Genomic DNA, 16,414 nt, shown 5'->3' on the forward strand with positions numbered 1-16,414 from the left:
TGATACCTTGATTTTAACGGAAGATGCCGGTCGCGAGCGCGCGCTGTATGCCGCGCACATCGGTGCCCTTTTTCAGCGTTTTCGCAATCGGGCTGTCGCTACCCGATACCCAGATTTTCAGCTCCGAATCCAGATCGAACGTTCCCGCAGTCTCGACCGAAAACCGGGTGATCGACCGGTAGGGAATAGACATGTAGTCGACCTTACTTCCCGTCATGCCCTGGATGTCGACCATAATGATGCGATACTGGGTGAAGACGAAGAAATCGCGGATGAGTTTGAAGGCGAGTTGCGGCTGTTCTCCATCGATCAGCACGCCATCGAGGCGCTTGTTCAGGTCCGCCGGGTCGACCGTCGATCCATGGCCCAGAAATGCGTCAAAAAGGCCCATGATTGCAATCTCCCGGCAAAGGTTTTTGGTTTTTAGTCCTGAAGCGGCTTGATCGTCTCGATCACACCACCGGCGTCGATGACGCCGCGAGAGAGATCGGTTCGGCCACGCGCAATTTCAATGACGGTGTAGAGCTTTTCGTCCCGGAACGCGCTGGCGAAGTCGGTGCTGACGCCTTCGGCAGGCGCTGCGTCAACTTGCTGGAAGTCAACTTCCTGGCTGGTCGCGACAATCCTTGCATCGCCGGCAGTCCTTGCGGCAACCGTGACTGCGCCCTGCATGGGAGCATTCTGCCACCGCGGATCGTCGCTACGGGCGGTCGGTTCGAGCCTGTAGATGTTGAGCGTTTCGCCGGGCGTGGTCGTCACCGACGCGTCTCTGATCTGGGCCTGGCTTTCGACCGATTGCCCAACCCTTGTCTCGCTGATCGAGGTGTCCGAGAATTTGTCACCGTGGATGTCGTCGATATCAGACATTGCGTTTTCTCCTGCAAGGTTCCCGAACTGACGGCGGGTTGCACAGTTCCACTGCTCTGCTCGTTTACCGACAAGTGTTGCGATCGGTCGTTCGAGCCGTCTGGTTAAATGCGGAAGGCGACACCATATATTGGCGAGACGGACGAACAGGAGATACATCATGACAACCGAACGCGCAGTTTTAGCAGGCGGCTGCTTTTGGGGAATGCAGGATCTGATCCGCAAGCTTCCCGGTGTCCAATCCACACGCGTGGGCTATACGGGCGGAAGTGTTGCAAACGCGACCTATCGCAATCACGAGGGCCACGCGGAGGCGATCGAGATCAATTTCGATCCGACCAAGACGACCTACCGCGACCTGCTGGAGTTCTTCTTCCAGATCCACGATCCAAGCACCCGCAATCGGCAGGGTAACGACGTCGGCTCGAGCTATCGCTCCGCGATCTTCTTCACCAGTGACGAACAGAAGAATGTTGCCGCTGACACGATCGCCGATGTGGATGCGTCCGGTATCTGGCCGGGCAAGGTCGTGACGGAAGTCGTGCCTGAGGCAGAATTCTGGGAGGCGGAGCCTGAGCATCAGGATTATCTGGTGCGAATCCCCAATGGCTATACCTGCCACTTCCCGCGGCCCAACTGGCGGCTGCCGAAGCGTGCAGCGTAACGGGTCGCCCGATAACATTATCCCGAAACGCACTTGGGCCCGGTGGAAACACCGGGCCCAAGTCGTAATGCCATCCCACTTGGGGACAGATCAGCTTACAGCGAGATCTGGCCTTCGTCGCTGCCGTCCCAATAGCGGATCGTCTTAGCCGTCACGCGGATCATCACGACACCGGGGGTGTCGATCCCCTCCGGGAAATACCGGTCGAGGTCCTTGGTCCAGTGATCCTTGAATGTCGCTTTGTCGGTGATGAGCGTTGCCGAGCCTTCAACGCCGACAAAGAGCGGCGAACCACCCAGCATGCCGACTGCGCCCGTATAGGTAAGGCCGACTGCGCTGTCGGCGCGGATTTCCGCAATCTTTCTCGACTGCTCGTAGGCGAAGAAATAGCTGTCGCCGTCGTACTCGACGTCGCCGTTGTTGCTCATCGGCCGCGAAGTGAGATTGCCGGATGATGTCGTGGTGGTCAGCATGGCAAAGTCCAGCTTTGCCATCTTCTTCGACAGGTCGTGCAGCGTAAGTTCGGACATGGTTGCTCCAGGTGTTGCTCGAATGGAGTAGGAACTGGCGGTTCTCTTGTTGGTTCCGGTGCGCCAGTCTCGGGCGCCATAGACCGGCATCCGGTCGCCTACCTACGTACGTTAACGTACCCTTCCCGGATTGGGCTTCATCGAACGGAACGATGAGCGCAACTGCGACTTGAGTTACCTCTAGTAGGAGGAGACGAGAATGGATGCCGATCTCAGATTGCACCACGAAGTCGTAGCACTTATTCCAGCGCTGAGGCGCTTTGCGATGCGCTTCCATCGAAACGCGACCGATGCTGACGACCTTGTCCAGGAAACCTTGCTCCGGGGCCTCGCGGCGCTGCCTTCGTTCGCCACCGGGACCAACCTCAAATCATGGTTGTTCACGATCATGCGCAATACTCATCATACCGCCTTTCAGCGGGCAAAGCGCATGAGCATCGGAACCGAAAATCTCGAGCACCTCATGCCTGCAGCGTCTTCGCCCCAGGAGTGGGCCATCCGCAAGAGCGAGTTCGACCGGGCACTGATGGCGATGCCGGAGACGTACCGGGATGCCTACAAGCTGGTGATCGAGGACGGTCAGTCCTATGACGTTGCAGCTGATAAATGCAATGTCGCCGTCGGTACGGTTAAGAGCCGGATCAGCCGGGCACGGCATTTCCTCGCCGCCCAGATGGGCGAGACTGTTTCCACCGTGGCATCGATCTGAATGCCAGATGACCGGATCGCGTCAGGCTGAACAGAGTGTCAGCCAAACGACGCCGGTGAAGCAGAAGGCAGTCGAGAACAGGGCGGCGATCGACACGTAGATCGCGACGCCGTTGATGAAGCTGGAGGTCTCGGAAACCGGTTCCTTCAGGCGCGGTCGTAACTGGCGCAGCAGGATGACGACAACCGCCGCAACGCTGGCGATCATCATCGTTATCAACAGCAGCCGGAGCGGCGATGTCCAGGCTTCAAGGTTGCCACTCTGCCAGTCCAGGCTGCAGCCGGTCGCCTGAACCGCGTAGATCGTCAGGAATGCACCACTCCAGACCACGAACGCCGAGATAGCAAGCAGAAGCGGGTGGCGCATCTAGAGGCCTCCTTCGCCGATCAGGCTTTGCAGAGCCAGATAGAATGCCGCGGCACTGATGCCTGCTGCTGCCGTATAGTCATGCCAGAGCCTGCCAATCCGGAGATCAAGGGAGAGAATAGCCTTGCTGTTTCCGATGCTCGTCCACAGAGCGTGGGCCGCAAACACGGCGCCGATCGTCCCGTGCAGGGCGGCATAGATGAAGATCACGAACACGGAGGCGATCGCGGCGTGGCCTGACGGGGCGGGAAGGACCAGCAACGCGATGGCGAGGAACAGCCCGGTCGAAATCAGGTGTCCGAGCAGCGCCAGCGCGCTGCCCACCGTCACTGCCCCGTTGCGACCTGCGGCGAGACGAGCTCCAACACAGCTCATGATCACCCCGCCGACGGCGAGCGCCAGCAGCTTCACGTCGACGACAAAGCCGGCCGGCGGCCAGTTGGGGGCGGAAACCCACAGGAAAAGGCAGCCGAACAACAGGGATATGTAGAGCGTCGCATCAGCGACAAGCGTGAGAACCATCGCCAGATAGGATGGCGGCGTGCTCGCATGGAGGTGAACCGGCACGCTCAGGCCGTGGCCGATCGGAACGAGATCGTTTTCCACGGGGAGGGGGTCGCGGCGTGTCCAAAGCCAGAAGCAAACGATGATGGAGATCAGCGCCAGGGGCGTTGCCCAATAGAGCTTGAACAGCATCATCAGGAAGAATGCGCCTGTGGCGATCGCGGTCCAGAGCGGCAGGTATGTCTGGCGCGGAAGCATCACCACCTGGTCCGGCTCTCCCGTTACCGGATCCACGCCCAGCACTTCCATACGATCATTGCGCGGCATGCCGAGGTAGCCGCGTCCAGCCGCAAGGTAGGGGCCGAGCGTATCCGGATCGAGCAGGTCCGCGCGTTTGTTCACCCTCGGAATGGAAGCGAAGTTGTAGGACGGGGGCGGTGTCGGCATCGCCCATTCCAGCGTCCCGGCCTTCCACGGATTTCGTCTGAACGGCCGACCGAACTTGAACAGAAGGATGAAATCGAGCGCCACCAGCGCAAACCCCATCGCCATGATGAAGCTTCCCATCGACGAGATGAAATTCAGGGTCTCCCATCCGAACTCGGTCGGATATTCGAAGACGCGCCGCGGCATGCCGAGCAGACCCGTCAGGTGCATGAAGAAGAAGGTGACGTTGAACCCGACGAAGATCATCCAGAACGCCGCATTCGACAGGTGTTGAACGGGTTGTTTTCCGGTCAAATGCGGCAGCCAGTAATAGGCCATCGCCAGCATCGGGAAGATAAAGCCGCCGACGAGAACGTAATGCAGGTGGGCAACGACGAAATGGGTATCGTGGGCCTGCCAGTCGAACGGCACCATGGCCAGCATAACCCCCGTCAGGCCCCCGATGACAAAGACGAAGAAGAACCCGAAAATATGCAGCATCGGAATGGAAAAGCGCGGGCGTCCATGCGCCATGGTGGCGAGCCAGGCGAAGATCTGGACCGCCGTCGGCACGGCGACCAGCGCACTCGCCGCCGAGAAGAAGGAGAGCGCCACATGCGGTATGCCGACCGTATACATGTGATGCACCCAGAGGCCGAAGGACAGAAACGCCATCGAGACGATGGCCGCGACAATCACCCGGTAACCCGCGAGCGGCGTGCCTGAGAGCACGGGGAGAATGGTCGAGATCGCGCCGGCTGCGGGCAGAAAGATGATGTAGACTTCCGGGTGACCGAACAGCCAGAACAGATGCTGCCACAAAAGCGGATCGCCGCCTCGCGTGGGGTCGAAGAACGGCAGGTCGAAGGCGCGTTCCACCTCGAGCAGGATCGATCCGAGGATGAGCGGCGGAAATCCGACCAGCATCATGGTTGCGACCACGAGCATGTACCAGGCGAAGATCGGCATCCGGTCAAGCGACATGCCGGCGGCGCGGATCTTCACGATCGTCACGATGATCTCGACGGCAGCGGAGAGGGCAGAGATCTCCACGAAGGTGATGCCGAGCAGCCAGACGTCGGAATTGATTCCGCGAGAATAGACCGATGAAGATAGCGGCGTGTACATGAACCAGCCGCCGGAGGGCGCAACGCCGCCGATCAGCGCGCCGATCAGGATCATGCCGCCGAACAGGTAGCACCAGTAGCCGTAGGCCCCGAGACGGGGAAAGGCGAGGTCGCGGGTGCCGAGCAGTTTCGGCAAGAGGTAGATCGCCATGCCCTCGAAGAAGGGGATCGCGAACAGGAACATCATGATGGTGCCATGCATCGTGAACACCTGACCGTAGGTCTCGGCGTCCATGAACACGCTGTTGGCGGAGGCAAGCTGGGTGCGGATCAACATTGCCAGGATGCCGCCGATCGCAAAGAACACGAGAGCGGTCAGCATGAAACGGACGCCAACCACATTGTGGTTGACGGCAGCGAGACGACCCCAGCCCGGCTTTCCAGCCCATAAGCGGTCCAGCGCGCGATGCAGCGCAATCGGGTCGTGCCCGGGTGACGTGGGTTCGGTCATCGGGCGAGTTCCCCGATGATTGCCTTTTCGAAATCGTCAGCCGTGTGCGCCTGTACCTCGAAACGCATGCCGGCATGTCCGGTGCCGCAATATTCCGAGCAGACGCCGCCATATCGTCCGGGTTGGTCGGCGCGGATGCGCAGCCGGTTGGCATGGCCGGGAACGGCATCAATCTTGCCGCCAAGGCGGGGAACCCAGAAACTGTGAATGACGTCCTCGCTTTCGGCGATGATTTCGATGGTTCTGCCCGCCGGGATATGCAGGAGGTCGGTTGCGGTCCGGCTGCCCGGCAGGGACGGGTAGGAGAACTGCCATTGCCACATGCTGCCGACAGCCCTGACCTCGAGCACATCCTCTGTCTTCGCGCTGCCGCCGCTCAACAGAAATTCGCCATGAGAAAACGCATAGAAGGTCAGTGCGGTGAGGACGGGCAGGGGAAGAACGAGGCCGCCCCATACAATCCAGCCGCTCTGGGAGAGGCCGCGGCCAAAGCGCGGGCGAAACAGGGTGGCGGCAAAGAGCCCGACGACGAGGGAAAAGAGGACGACAGACCCCCACAGCATCACCCACCACAGCTGGGCAATCGAACCCGCGGATGGTCCGGCGGGGTCGAGCGCGGAGAGGTCGCCGGTGCAACTGCTGAGCGCTGCAGAAACAGAGGCCAGCGCGAGGACGCGGAACCAAGTGCGGACCTGATGGATTTGCCCTGCGAACGGAGGGACGTAATGAAAGACGATACCGAAACGACGAACCCGGTCGTGGCCGATGTCAGGGACAAGGATGCCAGCTCGGCAATTGCCGTCGCCGGGCACCCGCTGCATGCGATAAGCGTGCACTTCCCGATCGCCCTTGCCTTCATAACGCTTGCGGTCGATGCGCTGTTCTGGTGGTCCGCCGATCCGTTCTGGCTGCGGGCCGGCCTCTGGAGTTCCGGCGGCGTCTTCTTCTTCGGTCTCGCAGCCGGTGCTGTCGGCACGATCGAGCTTTTGTCGGTGCCGGGCATTCGCGGCCGCGTCGCCAGCTGGGCACATGCGATCGCCGCGGTGACGCTGATCGCCTGCGCCGGCCTCAACTGGGGTCTGCGGGTCACTGGCGCCGGCGAAGTGTTGCCGCATGGAATTCTTGTGTCTCTGCTCACCTGCATCATGACGGGCATGGCTGGATGGCATGGCGGCAAGCTGATTTTCGATCATGGTGTCGGCCTCATGGTATCGGCCAAGGACTGATGCGCTCGGCAAGCGTGCGCAGGCCGCCCGGGCGCATGAATTCGCCGGGCAATTCCAGTCCGATAAACGGTTTGGCGAGGGCGACGAAAACGATTGCTCCAACGACCGCGGTGGTGACGATGGTTGCCGCAACAAAGCGCCAGACGGGATACGTCTCTCCCTCCTTGAAAAGCCGGATGATGATCAGGCCGGTCAGGACATGCAAGATGGCGAGCAGGCCAACGAACAGCAGCTTGATCGAAAACCACCCGGCAAACGTCTGCTGTCCAAAAATCAGAGCCGTGCCGCTGGCCACCGCCACGAAAGCCGCGGGCGAAATGATCGCCACATAGGCGTAGCGTACGATCATCTGAAGACGGTAAAGCGCATCCTTATCCTTCACATGGGCACGTTGCACGTAGAGGCCCGGTAAGCTGATCAACCCGGCTGCCCAGATGGCAATCGTGGTGATGTGAACGAATTTCAGAAATGCGATGATCAATACCGGCCCAATGCATGACGGATGTGGTGCAAGCGTGCGTAAATGGAGCCGTGTACCCGTCTTTCCAGGACACGAATCTGTGAGGACCTCGTAGCGGCCGTCCGTGCGCGGCGAGATCGAAGGCTGTGGGACTATCCGAGCAACCCGTCGCGCCCGAATTCTTCCCAGCCCGACAGGCCCGCGCCCTCGTTGTCATCAGCCGTTTTTCCAGCCGTCGATTGGCGTTTGGCGGCGGTCTTCAGCGAGCGGGTCAGCTTCGTCTTGAGCGCGGCCCGCCGTCTGTTTTCCGCCGCCATCGCCTTGTCGTCCTCCCGCCACTCGTCGACGGTGCCACCGTCGAGGAGTTCTTCGACGAAGCGTGGATCGAAGACATGGAAGGTGATCTTCTTTGCGCGTCCCGCCAGCCGCACGGTGCGAGTTCCGGCGCTGGGCAAGCGGCCATCGGTGAGCCAGCGAAGTCTTTCGGTCGCGGAAATCGTCAGGATATCCTGGATTTCGCGCGGTATCACGGCGAGGCCTTCGATGCCGACGAGCGCTTGGCTTACAACGCCCGACACAAAACGGAATTCGGTCTTCGACGTCTCGGGCATCGCAAGCACAAGGCTGCCTCCATCGAGATCCAGCAACTTGCGCGAAGCGGCAGGCAGGCGCGCGCGGATCTCCAGCAGGATCCCCTTGGCGCGGACCGCCGAGCCGAGCGTTGCCTTGGGAGGCAGGGGCCACTGTTTAAACAGTTCCGGCCCCTCATTCGTCTTTTGTTTTGGCATCAAGGATAAATGGTCCGCGGGGTCACTAGCGTCAATGCCGTTGTTGGCTGAGACTTGGCCGATGCTGTGCGTTGTATGAAACACAGACGAAACGCTCTCATTTGGCTGTGTCGGCAAAGACTGTGCCTTCAACTTGTTAGGAACACATTCTCATGACATGGTCTGCGCATCGGCATTGCTGATGAGCGTCGGGCTATTCGATGTTCGCAACTGCCGCTTTCGCTTCCTACCTTTGACCACGGATGTACTGGCACCGGTGAATGAAGCGACGATGAGGAAGGTCGGTGCAATTTTGCCCGGCCTTTTTTCATTCTAAACATACCGAAAGACAATCATGAAAAAGACCGATGCGGCGCTGCTTCTCAAGAAGGCTGAGCGACAGATTGCAAATACCAGCGGCGGTGGTCATCTCGGTGGCACAAATCACGGCCAAGGCTATGATGCCAAGACGACCGGCGCGCACAGCCAGGGCCGCAAGGCGTCGCCCCGCGGCGGCCCTGCCAAGAAGTAAACGAGCTACCAGACCATTGATCAGACCCGTCGTTCACCACGGCGGGTTTTGTCGTTTTAGGGCTTGGGTATCTTCCCCCTCCATCGCTGCCCGTCTTGTTTTGACGCCACCTCAGGCGATGAGGGACGCGGTTCGCACCGGCTCTGGCCGAACCGCCGCCGGACTGCACACGAAAGTGTAATCGCCGACGGGCAATCGTTGCCGCGGGTTTCCGGAACGATTTGGGATGGCTGTGGTTTCGGGTGGGATCAATCAGGAATACCCATGCCGCGCCTGAACTTCGCCGTCCCGTTCACATCTGCTTCCATCTTCTTGATGACGCTTCTGTCCAGCCCGGCTCATGCCGTGGATGCCTCGGGAACGCGCGCTGACCTGCGCGCGCCAAAACCGGTTGCAGGGCCGATCGAGGCGGGCGTCCCTCTTGTCGATCAGGCGAAAGGAGCCGTTGCCATCAAAACCTCTCAAACGAAACCGCGTCGTCTGGTGATCTTCCTGCACGGCATCAGAGGCTCCGGTTCGGTCATGGCGGCCATCGGCACTTCCTGGCAGTCGATCCTGACGGACACGCGGTTCGTCGCGCCGGATGCGCCGTTTGCGCATCGGTCCGGCGGTCGTCAGTGGTTTGCGGTCGACGATCAGGTGCTGCGGCCGGACCGTATTGAGGGCGCGAGAAAGGCTTTCGACAAGCTGATGGCCGGCGTCGTCGAACGCGAAGGTTTCAAAGGTGATCTGGAAAGTGTCGCCTTTGTCGGCGTGTCTCAGGGTGCAATCATGGCGCTGGACGCCGTGTCCTCCGGGCGCTGGAAGGTCGGCGCAGTCGTCAGTATCGCCGGCCTGTTGCCGCTGCCGCCCAAGGCCTCGGCCTCGGCCTCGAAGATACCGGTTCTTCTGATGCATGGCGAGGCGGATCAGACGATACCGTCCGTGGCATCCGTTGCCGCCGCCGGCCAGCTGCGGGGCGCGGGTTACGACGTTACTTTGAAACTCTATCCCCAGGTCGGGCACACGATCTCGTCCGAAGAGGCGAGGCAAGCCGTGCTTTTTCTGCGCGACCGGTTTGATCGTTAGCAACAGGCGCGGGGCACCGCCCGGGAGCTAAGGTCGGTCCTCGTCAAACTGTTCCGCGTCCGGCAACGCGACAAGCCATGGCTCCCGTCGTTTGATCCAGAGTTCGTAGGTCGGCACGATACCCGAAGGCGCGTCGTGCAGGCTTCCGAGCTTGACCTCGGCCTCGTGCTCGTCGCAGACGAAAAGCCGTGAACCGCACGACGGACAGAAGCGCCGTCCCCCATGTTCGGCCGTCGTTCCTTCACTCAAGAAAGCATGAGCAGGCCAGATGCCGAAATAGGTGAAAGCCGATCCGCTCTCCTGACGGCAGTCGGTACAGTGACAGAGCCCAACCCGCGTGGGTTCGCCCGCCACACTGAATGTCACCTTGCCGCAGAGGCAACCACCCATTAGCACGACCGTCATGACGACCTCCTCCGGAATGCGCTTCGTCTTTGTCCGGAACATCATCGTCCGGTGCTGGTTCAAATTGCAAGATCCAAGAAGGAACCGATATGACCCAACTGACCGACAATTTCATCGCTGCACTTCATCGCCCGGAAAAGTCCAGCGAGGTCGATGCCATCGCCGGCGTGTTCCGCGACGATGCTGTCCTGTCCAACCCGTTGTCGATCCATGATTCAGCCGAGTCGGGAGCCGCACAGACATTCTGGACGGCCTATCGCGCCGCGTTTTCGACGATCGAGTCCGAATTCATCAACGTCGTCGAAACCGATGGCGTCGCGATACTCGAATGGCGCAGTGACGCTGTTGTCGAGGGGCAGTCCGTGGCCTATTCAGGCGTCAGCGTTCTCGAAAGCGATGGCGAAAAGATCAAGTCGTTCCGGGCCTATTTCGATCCTCGCGAGCTTGTCGCCAAAGTCGATACCCGTGCGGTGGATGCAACGCCGAGCGACGTTGAGCCCGCCTGACTTTATGTCGAGATCGTCATCGCTGCCAAATCCCGTCTGCCGAAGCCCCGTCAGACCAGGGCGGCAACGTTCTCCCGGGCGCTGTTCAGGCGCCCGGTCTGGATCTTGCCATGAAGCTCGAACCGCACGCCGTCGAAATTGTAGAGGGTCTTGCCTTCGCCTTCAAAATACGCGGGCACGATCTTGTTGGTCAGCCGTGATCCAAATCCCGTCCTGGCCGGAGCCATCACGGGTGGGCCCCCGGTTTCCTGCCAGACGAGATGGAACGTCCCGTCCGCTGTGACTTCCCACGAAATTCCGATCCGCCCGGTCTCTGTGGATAAGGCGCCGTATTTCACGGCGTTTGTGGCAAGTTCGTACACCGCGAGCGAGAGTCCGATCGCCTGTTGCGATGCCACGTAGAGGTCCGGTCCGGAGATCACCGCACGATCGGGCCGATCGAGATGCGCTGTAAGGGCTGCCTCGACGATCCCCCGGACGGGGGTGTTGTCGGCAGAATCGTGCAGAAGTTCCTGCGCGCTCCCAAGCGCGGCGATCCGGTCCGAGACGGTGGCCCTTGCCTGGTCGAGGCTGCTTGCCTGACGCAGCGTCGAGGAAACGACCGCGGCTGTTACCGCAAGCGTATTCTTGACGCGGTGTACCAGCTCGCGCTGCAATGCGCGCTGGTTCCTGCGGGCTAGCACTCCCGGCGTTGCGTCGAGGGCGATGTTGATCATGCCCTTGATCTCGCCCTTCTCGTAGAGCGGGCTGTAGGAAAAGGTCCAGAAGGTCTCTTCGTCGTATCCGTTGCGCCGCATCGTCAGAGGAAGTTCCTCGGCCCAGGTTCCGTCGCCCGACAGCGCCTGGTTGACGAAAGGCTCGATATCCGGCCAGATTTCCGACCAGACCTGTTTGGCAGGCTGACCGAGGGCGCCGGCTTCCTTTGCGCCCAGAAGCGGTGCGTAGGCATCGTTATAGAGCATGTTGAGTTGCTCACCCCAGAACACGCAGATCGCATGCTTTTGGCCCAGCATCATTTCGATGACAGAGGTCAGCGCTTCGGACCATGACGAAATCGGTCCCAGCGATGTTGGCGACCAGTCGTACTCGGCCGTCAGCCTCGCCATGCGGCCGTTGCCAATATTGGACAGAGGTCTTGTCATGTCATGGTTCTTTCGCGGTGGGCGATCTCGATGTACCTCATTCAGATCGTTGAAGATAATCCCAATTCGAAGAGCGCGACGCTTAGCTGGCGTTCCGAGATCGGTTTCGACAGGAAGCGTGCTCCCTGCGGCAAACTACCCTGATCGGGCGAGAAACGTCCAGAGATGACGATGATTCTGCATTCCGGCCACCGCGAAGCCGTCAGGTTTGCGAGTTTGATGCCGTTCATCGATCCCGGCATGTCGATATCCGTCAGCATCGCCTTGACCGGAATGCCGGCCTCCAGAAGCGCAAGCGCCTGATCGGCATTGGCGGCTTCGACCACATCGAAGCCGCTGTCGCTGAGGACGTCCGCCAGATCCATGCGGATCAGGCCGTCGTCTTCGACCACGAGGATGGGATGATGTTTCATCAATGTTCCTGCTGGAAACCCTGGAGGTCTGCGTCAATCCGGAAGGTGAGACCTGAAGGCTGGAATGTGAAGGCGACGGTACTGTCTGCGGTCCCGTTGAGCCCGGCATTGATCAGACGCAAACCGGAACCGGGGCCTTCGGGTTGTTGCACCGGCGGTCCGCCTGTCTCGGTCCAGATGAGTTCGAAGCGATCCGATTTCGGGCCGGCGATCTTCCACTGGATATTGACCCGCCCGTCCGGAAGCGAAAGGGCTCCGTATTTGACCGCATTCGTCGCCAGCTCGTGCAGGATCAACGAGAGAGAGAGGGAAGGGCGCGAGCCGACCTTGATATTCGTGCCTGTAACGGTGATGCGGGGATTTGCAGGGTCGTCATGAAGGGACGTCATCTTGTCGACGAGCTGCGTGACAGTCGAGGCGCCCATACCGCCTAGCAGAATGGTATCGTGGGCGGCGCTGAGGACGGCGATCCGGTCCGAAAGGCGGACTCTGGCGCTGGCGAGGTCTGTCGAATTTCTAAGCGTTTGCGATGCGATCGCCTGCACCATTGCAAGCTGGTTTTTCAGGCGGTGCCCCAGTTCATGCGACAGCTGTGCCTGTTTTTCCTCCTCCGCTCGAAGCTCCGTGACATCGATTGCCTGAACGAGAATGCCGATGACCTTGCCGTCGTCCTCCACCATGGGCTGATAGGCGAGATCGATGACCCGGTCTTGCTTTTCGCCGGCGGTTCCTCTGTTCAATTCGATCCGAAGGTTTTTCGCAACGAAGGGTTCGCCCGTCTGGTAAACTCTGTCGAGGATGTCGATGTAACCCTGGCGGACCACTTCCGACACGGCCTCGGCGACCGTCTTGCCGATGATGTCGCGGCCGCTGCCGATCATCGAATAGTAGACTTCGTTGGCGTATTCAAAGACGTGATTGGGTCCGGTCAGCATGGCGATACCGCCGGGGCTGAGCTCGAAGACCTGCTCGAAGCGCTCCCGCAGGGTCCGTTCGGCGTTTCGTGCCGCCACGGTCGATGTCTGCTCGGTGCAGGCGCAGAACATTCCCAGCACCGTTCCCCAGGGGTCTCGGACCGGCGTGTAGGAAAAGGCGAAATGCGTTTCTTCGGGAACGCCGTTGCGATGCATGACGAACTCGATATCGTCCATCGACGTACCTTGTCCGGCATAGGCTGCAGAAATGATCGGCTCCACCTGATCCCAGATGTCGTGCCACAGTTCGCCGAAGGGTTTTCCAAATGCGGCCGGGTGCCGCTTGCCGCACATTTCGGCGTAGCCGTCGTTGTAGAGCGTGGTCTGTGAAGGGCCCCACACGATCAGCATCGGTTGCAGCGACCCGAGCATGACGTTCACCAGAGTCCGCAACTCCACGGCCCAGCGATCCTTCGGGCCGATATCTGAGGATTCCCAGTCATATACGTCGAATAGATTTCGACACTCTGGATTGGTTTCCAGCGTCAATTCCTTACCGTCCTTCATCAGCGCGCGCACAGGAACGCGGTTACCGGTCGTTTGTTCCAGGTGCTAGAAGAGTCTTCTACGGCCGCTCATAAATCATAACTTTCCCCTGCTTCCAATGGCTGGGAAGCAGGGAGCAACGACGGAGCTGCTTCGTACGGGGGCGGACTTAGCGGATCAAGCTCAGCTCATGGAGCGGGCTGCGATGTAACCGCAGGCGCTGGCGATGCCCGTCAGGACTGTTCCCCAGATCATGTCGATGACGACAAGCGAAGCCGGCCAGTTTTTCAAAGTCGAGAGATTGGTGATGTCATAGGTGCCGTAGGCGGCCAGACCGAGCAATGCGCCACATCCGATCGCAACCCACAAGGACCCTCCATCGAGACCCGGTTTTACCGCCAGGATGACGATCGCAACCGCGAAGAAGAGGTAGAAGATCGCAGCGATCCCGAGATTGGGAGAGGGAAGCATGAGGTCGCCGAGTTTTTCCCGGTACATCTTGCCGGCAACAAGGCCGAGCCACACAGCGTCGATTGCGAGAAAGGAAACGAGAGTAGCCACATAGGCAATGGCGAGAGATTTCATGAGGCGTTCCACATCAGGGTTGAAGTGCAGAGATAACCCTGTGTTGTTCACCTTGTTCCGCCCGACCAATGTGGTTGTGATCGCAAGCGGCGAGGACCGTTTGCGCAGCGGTCAATCGACGACTTTCTCGAGACGGAAATAATACCGGCGTGGGTCGCCTTCGACGATCATCTTGCCCGCGATCTCTGTATCGGAGATCCGCCGGAACATGTCGGTAATCGGTTGCTGGTCGTAGACCATCGCAGCAGTCAACACGTCGCGATCCATCCTGTTTTCCAGGGATGCGGTGGTGGATTTTGCGCGCACGCGCGGGCGTATGTGGGAAAACAGGTTTACGGCGCTCGAGGTGCGGCCGAACCTTGCAAGCCGGATCGCCCACCGGATGGGAAACACTTTCGGGTCGACTGCAACCAACCTGCCCGGTGCGCCCTCAAACAGCAGCGCATCAGCCCGCCCGTCCGGATGGAAGCGCTTTCCGAACCAGCGCAGGTTTTCAAGGACGCCATCGAGCGGATGGCCGGACGGGTGGCCGCGGCCTCTCCACAGGCCGACCATGTCCTGTGGCCTGACCGGCTCAAGGGACGCGAACCACTCGGCGCTTTCATCCTGCAATGCCTGCGCTGGGCTTTTTGTCATTATTTTCGCGGTCCTCAGCCGCCGCCCGGCGAAACGCTCTCGTCATCCGTATCCGGCAACGAGCCTGTGCCAGGCGTCTTGCTCTCATCCATCAGTTCAGGCTTGGCGTGCGGACCGGCGGCGGGGCTATCCGATGTCGCCGGCGCTTTCTTGCCAGTTTCTTCGACGGCTTCCTGAGCGTTCTTGTTATCGTCCATGATATCTCCCATTCGGCTGCTACAAGACTGTAGAGGCTCAGTCAGGAATGGGTGGGCACGGCAAAATGTTCCATGGGGCCGTTGTCCGCCGCATCACCGGTTGGCAAAACTCTGTGTCAACGGCCTGAGCGCGCGTCCGTGTCCAGGCGCGATCGCATCGCGGCGGCCATCTCGACTGCTTCTTCTCTGGCATTGTGAAAATAGCTGATAAGGCCCGGCGTCATGCCGATGAACCAGAGGCCTGGAATATCAGGACCGCTCGGGGATGGGACTTGACCGTTCTCGATGGCCAGCTCGCCAAGAAGCGATTGATGGTGCGCGCCGTAACCGGTCGCGTAGATGATCACATCCGGGGCTGTCACCACGCCGTTCTTGTGCAGAACGGTGCCGGCTTGCGTGAATTCGACAACTTCGCCGACAACCTTGATGCGGCCTTCACGTACGGCCTTGATAGCGCCGTCATCCACCGGGATCGCCACATGATCGCGGGCAAGCCGCGTTGCGGCCTTGTGCGATGATCTGGGAAACCCGAGCTTGGTCAGATCCCCGAAGGCCATGCGTTCCGTCAGCGAGATCGCGATATCGACCAAAGGCGTGGGAAGACGTGCCAGCCATGGCGAGAATTTATGGACGGCCACGCCGAACAATCGCTTGGGAAGAACCGATGAACCGGTGCGAACGGAAAACCAGCAGTCGGCCAGATCGACCTTCGCCAGGTGATTGGCAATGTCGAACCCCGAATTGCCGGCGCCGACGATCAGCACCCGCTTTCCCCGGTACTGCTTCGCATCCCCGAAGTCGCAAGCGTGTATGCTTTGTCCGCCGAAGTTTTCCGCACCCTTGAACAGAGGTTGCCACGGATCGCCATCGCGTCCTGTGGCGACCACGACGTTGCGGCACAAAACCGGACCGGCGGATGTTGCAAGATGGAAGACGCCGTCGCGTCTGCTCAACGCCTCAACCGAAACGCAGTGTTCAATATCAAGGGCGTTGTCACGGGCAAACTGCGCCAGATGCTCGGCCACCACGTCGCGTTTTGGAAAAGCCGAGGTTCCGCTCGGGTATTGCAGCCCCGGCATGTGGGAAATGTCGCGATGCGTGTTGAGAGAGAGCTGCGGATGGCGCTTGCGCCAGGTCGATCCGACCTGCTCTTCACGGGCAATGATTCGGGCGCGGATGCCGCGCCTTCCCAGCTCATAGGCGGCGGTCATTCCAGAAAGCCCGGCACCAATGACCACGACATCTTCGATTTGGAGAGGCTCAGCGGGCAGATTCATGGCCAGACAATGCTGAAAAACATGCGCTGCTGCAACACCCAATCCTGAAACAGCGGGGAGATGCCCTCCCAGTTTAGAATATCTCTATGTACCGTA

General features: G+C 60.2%; 22 protein-coding genes. 6 read left to right on the forward strand and 16 right to left on the reverse strand.

What is annotated here, in order from left to right; translation table 11 throughout:
- Positions 1-13: 13 nt before the first annotated feature.
- Both IFT59_RS03520 and IFT59_RS03525 read right to left on the reverse strand, forming a co-directional pair.
- Positions 14-391 carry a PH domain-containing protein gene (locus IFT59_RS03520; protein WP_174196258.1) on the reverse strand — a complete coding sequence of 126 codons (378 nt, stop codon included), beginning with the start codon at positions 389-391 and terminating at the stop codon, positions 14-16.
- Between the two features lie 32 nt (positions 392-423).
- Positions 424-867, reverse strand: a complete 444-nt coding sequence (locus IFT59_RS03525; protein ID WP_113165507.1) for a hypothetical protein — start codon at positions 865-867, stop codon at positions 424-426.
- A gap of 160 nt (positions 868-1,027) precedes the next feature.
- Between IFT59_RS03525 and msrA the strand changes: the two genes are divergently transcribed.
- Entirely contained in the window at positions 1,028-1,531 is a 504-nt protein-coding gene (msrA, locus tag IFT59_RS03530) for a peptide-methionine (S)-S-oxide reductase MsrA (protein WP_062460601.1), read from the forward strand.
- Between the two features lie 95 nt (positions 1,532-1,626).
- On the opposite strand, the gene IFT59_RS03535 is transcribed toward msrA, so the two are convergent.
- Complete coding sequence (locus tag IFT59_RS03535) at positions 1,627-2,061, reverse strand: pyridoxamine 5'-phosphate oxidase family protein (RefSeq protein ID WP_113165509.1); 435 nt, start codon at positions 2,059-2,061, stop codon at positions 1,627-1,629.
- Between the two features lie 199 nt (positions 2,062-2,260).
- On the opposite strand from IFT59_RS03535, the gene IFT59_RS03540 reads away from it, so the two are divergent.
- The gene (locus IFT59_RS03540) at positions 2,261-2,770 is read left to right on the forward strand and encodes a sigma-70 family RNA polymerase sigma factor (RefSeq protein WP_062460596.1); all 510 of its coding nucleotides are present in this window, start codon (positions 2,261-2,263) and stop codon (positions 2,768-2,770) included.
- A gap of 21 nt (positions 2,771-2,791) precedes the next feature.
- Here the strand turns inward: IFT59_RS03540 and IFT59_RS03545 are convergent, their stop codons facing one another.
- Genes IFT59_RS03545 through coxB form a run of 3 tightly spaced genes read right to left on the reverse strand, consistent with a single transcriptional unit; the run spans position 2,792 to position 6,381 of the window.
- Positions 2,792-3,136, reverse strand: coding sequence for a hypothetical protein (locus tag IFT59_RS03545; RefSeq protein ID WP_192086095.1), 345 nt, complete (start codon positions 3,134-3,136; stop codon positions 2,792-2,794).
- On the reverse strand, positions 3,137-5,644 hold the full coding sequence (gene ctaD, locus IFT59_RS03550) for a cytochrome c oxidase subunit I (protein WP_192086096.1): 2,508 nt from the start codon (positions 5,642-5,644) through the stop codon (positions 3,137-3,139).
- Entirely contained in the window at positions 5,641-6,381 is a 741-nt protein-coding gene (coxB, locus tag IFT59_RS03555; RefSeq protein WP_446737825.1) for a cytochrome c oxidase subunit II, read from the reverse strand. Before coxB ends, ctaD begins: the two co-directional genes overlap by 4 nt.
- Here coxB and IFT59_RS03560 point away from each other — a divergent pair.
- Positions 6,370-6,870: a DUF2231 domain-containing protein gene (locus tag IFT59_RS03560; protein WP_192086098.1), complete on the forward strand. Its 501-nt coding sequence runs from the start codon at positions 6,370-6,372 to the stop codon at positions 6,868-6,870. The genes coxB and IFT59_RS03560 overlap by 12 nt on opposite strands.
- On the opposite strand, the gene IFT59_RS03565 is transcribed toward IFT59_RS03560, so the two are convergent.
- Both IFT59_RS03565 and IFT59_RS03570 read right to left on the reverse strand, forming a co-directional pair.
- Entirely contained in the window at positions 6,848-7,351 is a 504-nt protein-coding gene (locus IFT59_RS03565; protein ID WP_180215467.1) for a CopD family protein, read from the reverse strand. The genes IFT59_RS03560 and IFT59_RS03565 overlap by 23 nt on opposite strands.
- A gap of 131 nt (positions 7,352-7,482) precedes the next feature.
- Positions 7,483-8,118, reverse strand: a complete 636-nt coding sequence (locus tag IFT59_RS03570) for a hypothetical protein (protein ID WP_192086099.1) — start codon at positions 8,116-8,118, stop codon at positions 7,483-7,485.
- Between the two features lie 334 nt (positions 8,119-8,452).
- On the opposite strand from IFT59_RS03570, the gene IFT59_RS03575 reads away from it, so the two are divergent.
- Together IFT59_RS03575 and IFT59_RS03580 are read left to right on the forward strand one after the other, a co-directional pair.
- On the forward strand, positions 8,453-8,629 hold the full coding sequence (locus tag IFT59_RS03575; protein WP_174196266.1) for a hypothetical protein: 177 nt from the start codon (positions 8,453-8,455) through the stop codon (positions 8,627-8,629).
- A 264-nt stretch (positions 8,630-8,893) separates the two neighbouring features.
- Positions 8,894-9,697: an alpha/beta hydrolase gene (locus IFT59_RS03580; RefSeq protein ID WP_244474095.1), complete on the forward strand. Its 804-nt coding sequence runs from the start codon at positions 8,894-8,896 to the stop codon at positions 9,695-9,697.
- A 27-nt stretch (positions 9,698-9,724) separates the two neighbouring features.
- Here IFT59_RS03580 and IFT59_RS03585 read toward each other — a convergent pair whose 3' ends face one another.
- Entirely contained in the window at positions 9,725-10,102 is a 378-nt protein-coding gene (locus tag IFT59_RS03585) for a GFA family protein (RefSeq protein ID WP_192086100.1), read from the reverse strand.
- Positions 10,103-10,191: 89 nt separating this feature from the next.
- On the opposite strand from IFT59_RS03585, the gene IFT59_RS03590 reads away from it, so the two are divergent.
- On the forward strand, positions 10,192-10,608 hold the full coding sequence (locus IFT59_RS03590; RefSeq protein ID WP_192086101.1) for a nuclear transport factor 2 family protein: 417 nt from the start codon (positions 10,192-10,194) through the stop codon (positions 10,606-10,608).
- Between the two features lie 50 nt (positions 10,609-10,658).
- Here IFT59_RS03590 and IFT59_RS03595 read toward each other — a convergent pair whose 3' ends face one another.
- The 7 genes from IFT59_RS03595 to IFT59_RS03625 all read right to left on the reverse strand — a co-directional run bounded on the left by IFT59_RS03595 (position 10,659) and on the right by IFT59_RS03625 (position 16,318).
- Positions 10,659-11,750, reverse strand: coding sequence for a sensor histidine kinase (locus IFT59_RS03595; protein WP_249407475.1), 1,092 nt, complete (start codon positions 11,748-11,750; stop codon positions 10,659-10,661).
- 41 nt (positions 11,751-11,791) lie between these two features.
- Positions 11,792-12,163 (reverse strand): response regulator, encoded by a 372-nt coding sequence (locus tag IFT59_RS03600; protein ID WP_062455024.1) that lies wholly within the window; start codon positions 12,161-12,163, stop codon positions 11,792-11,794.
- Positions 12,163-13,536: a PAS domain-containing sensor histidine kinase gene (locus tag IFT59_RS03605; RefSeq protein WP_162238002.1), complete on the reverse strand. Its 1,374-nt coding sequence runs from the start codon at positions 13,534-13,536 to the stop codon at positions 12,163-12,165. The genes IFT59_RS03600 and IFT59_RS03605 overlap by 1 nt, the downstream gene beginning before the upstream one ends.
- A gap of 270 nt (positions 13,537-13,806) precedes the next feature.
- Positions 13,807-14,208 carry a DUF2177 family protein gene (locus IFT59_RS03610; RefSeq protein ID WP_092659988.1) on the reverse strand — a complete coding sequence of 134 codons (402 nt, stop codon included), beginning with the start codon at positions 14,206-14,208 and terminating at the stop codon, positions 13,807-13,809.
- Between the two features lie 111 nt (positions 14,209-14,319).
- Positions 14,320-14,844 carry a GXWXG domain-containing protein gene (locus IFT59_RS03615; protein WP_062582513.1) on the reverse strand — a complete coding sequence of 175 codons (525 nt, stop codon included), beginning with the start codon at positions 14,842-14,844 and terminating at the stop codon, positions 14,320-14,322.
- Between the two features lie 14 nt (positions 14,845-14,858).
- Positions 14,859-15,041, reverse strand: coding sequence for a hypothetical protein (locus tag IFT59_RS03620; RefSeq protein ID WP_062582515.1), 183 nt, complete (start codon positions 15,039-15,041; stop codon positions 14,859-14,861).
- 116 nt (positions 15,042-15,157) lie between these two features.
- A complete protein-coding gene (locus IFT59_RS03625; protein WP_192086102.1) occupies positions 15,158-16,318 on the reverse strand; it encodes a flavin-containing monooxygenase in 1,161 nt (386 codons plus the stop codon).
- Positions 16,319-16,414: the final 96 nt, after the last annotated feature.

It is taken from the genome of Rhizobium sp. CFBP 8752 (assembly GCF_014842035.1).
Taxonomy (GTDB): domain Bacteria; phylum Pseudomonadota; class Alphaproteobacteria; order Rhizobiales; family Rhizobiaceae; genus Neorhizobium; species Neorhizobium soli.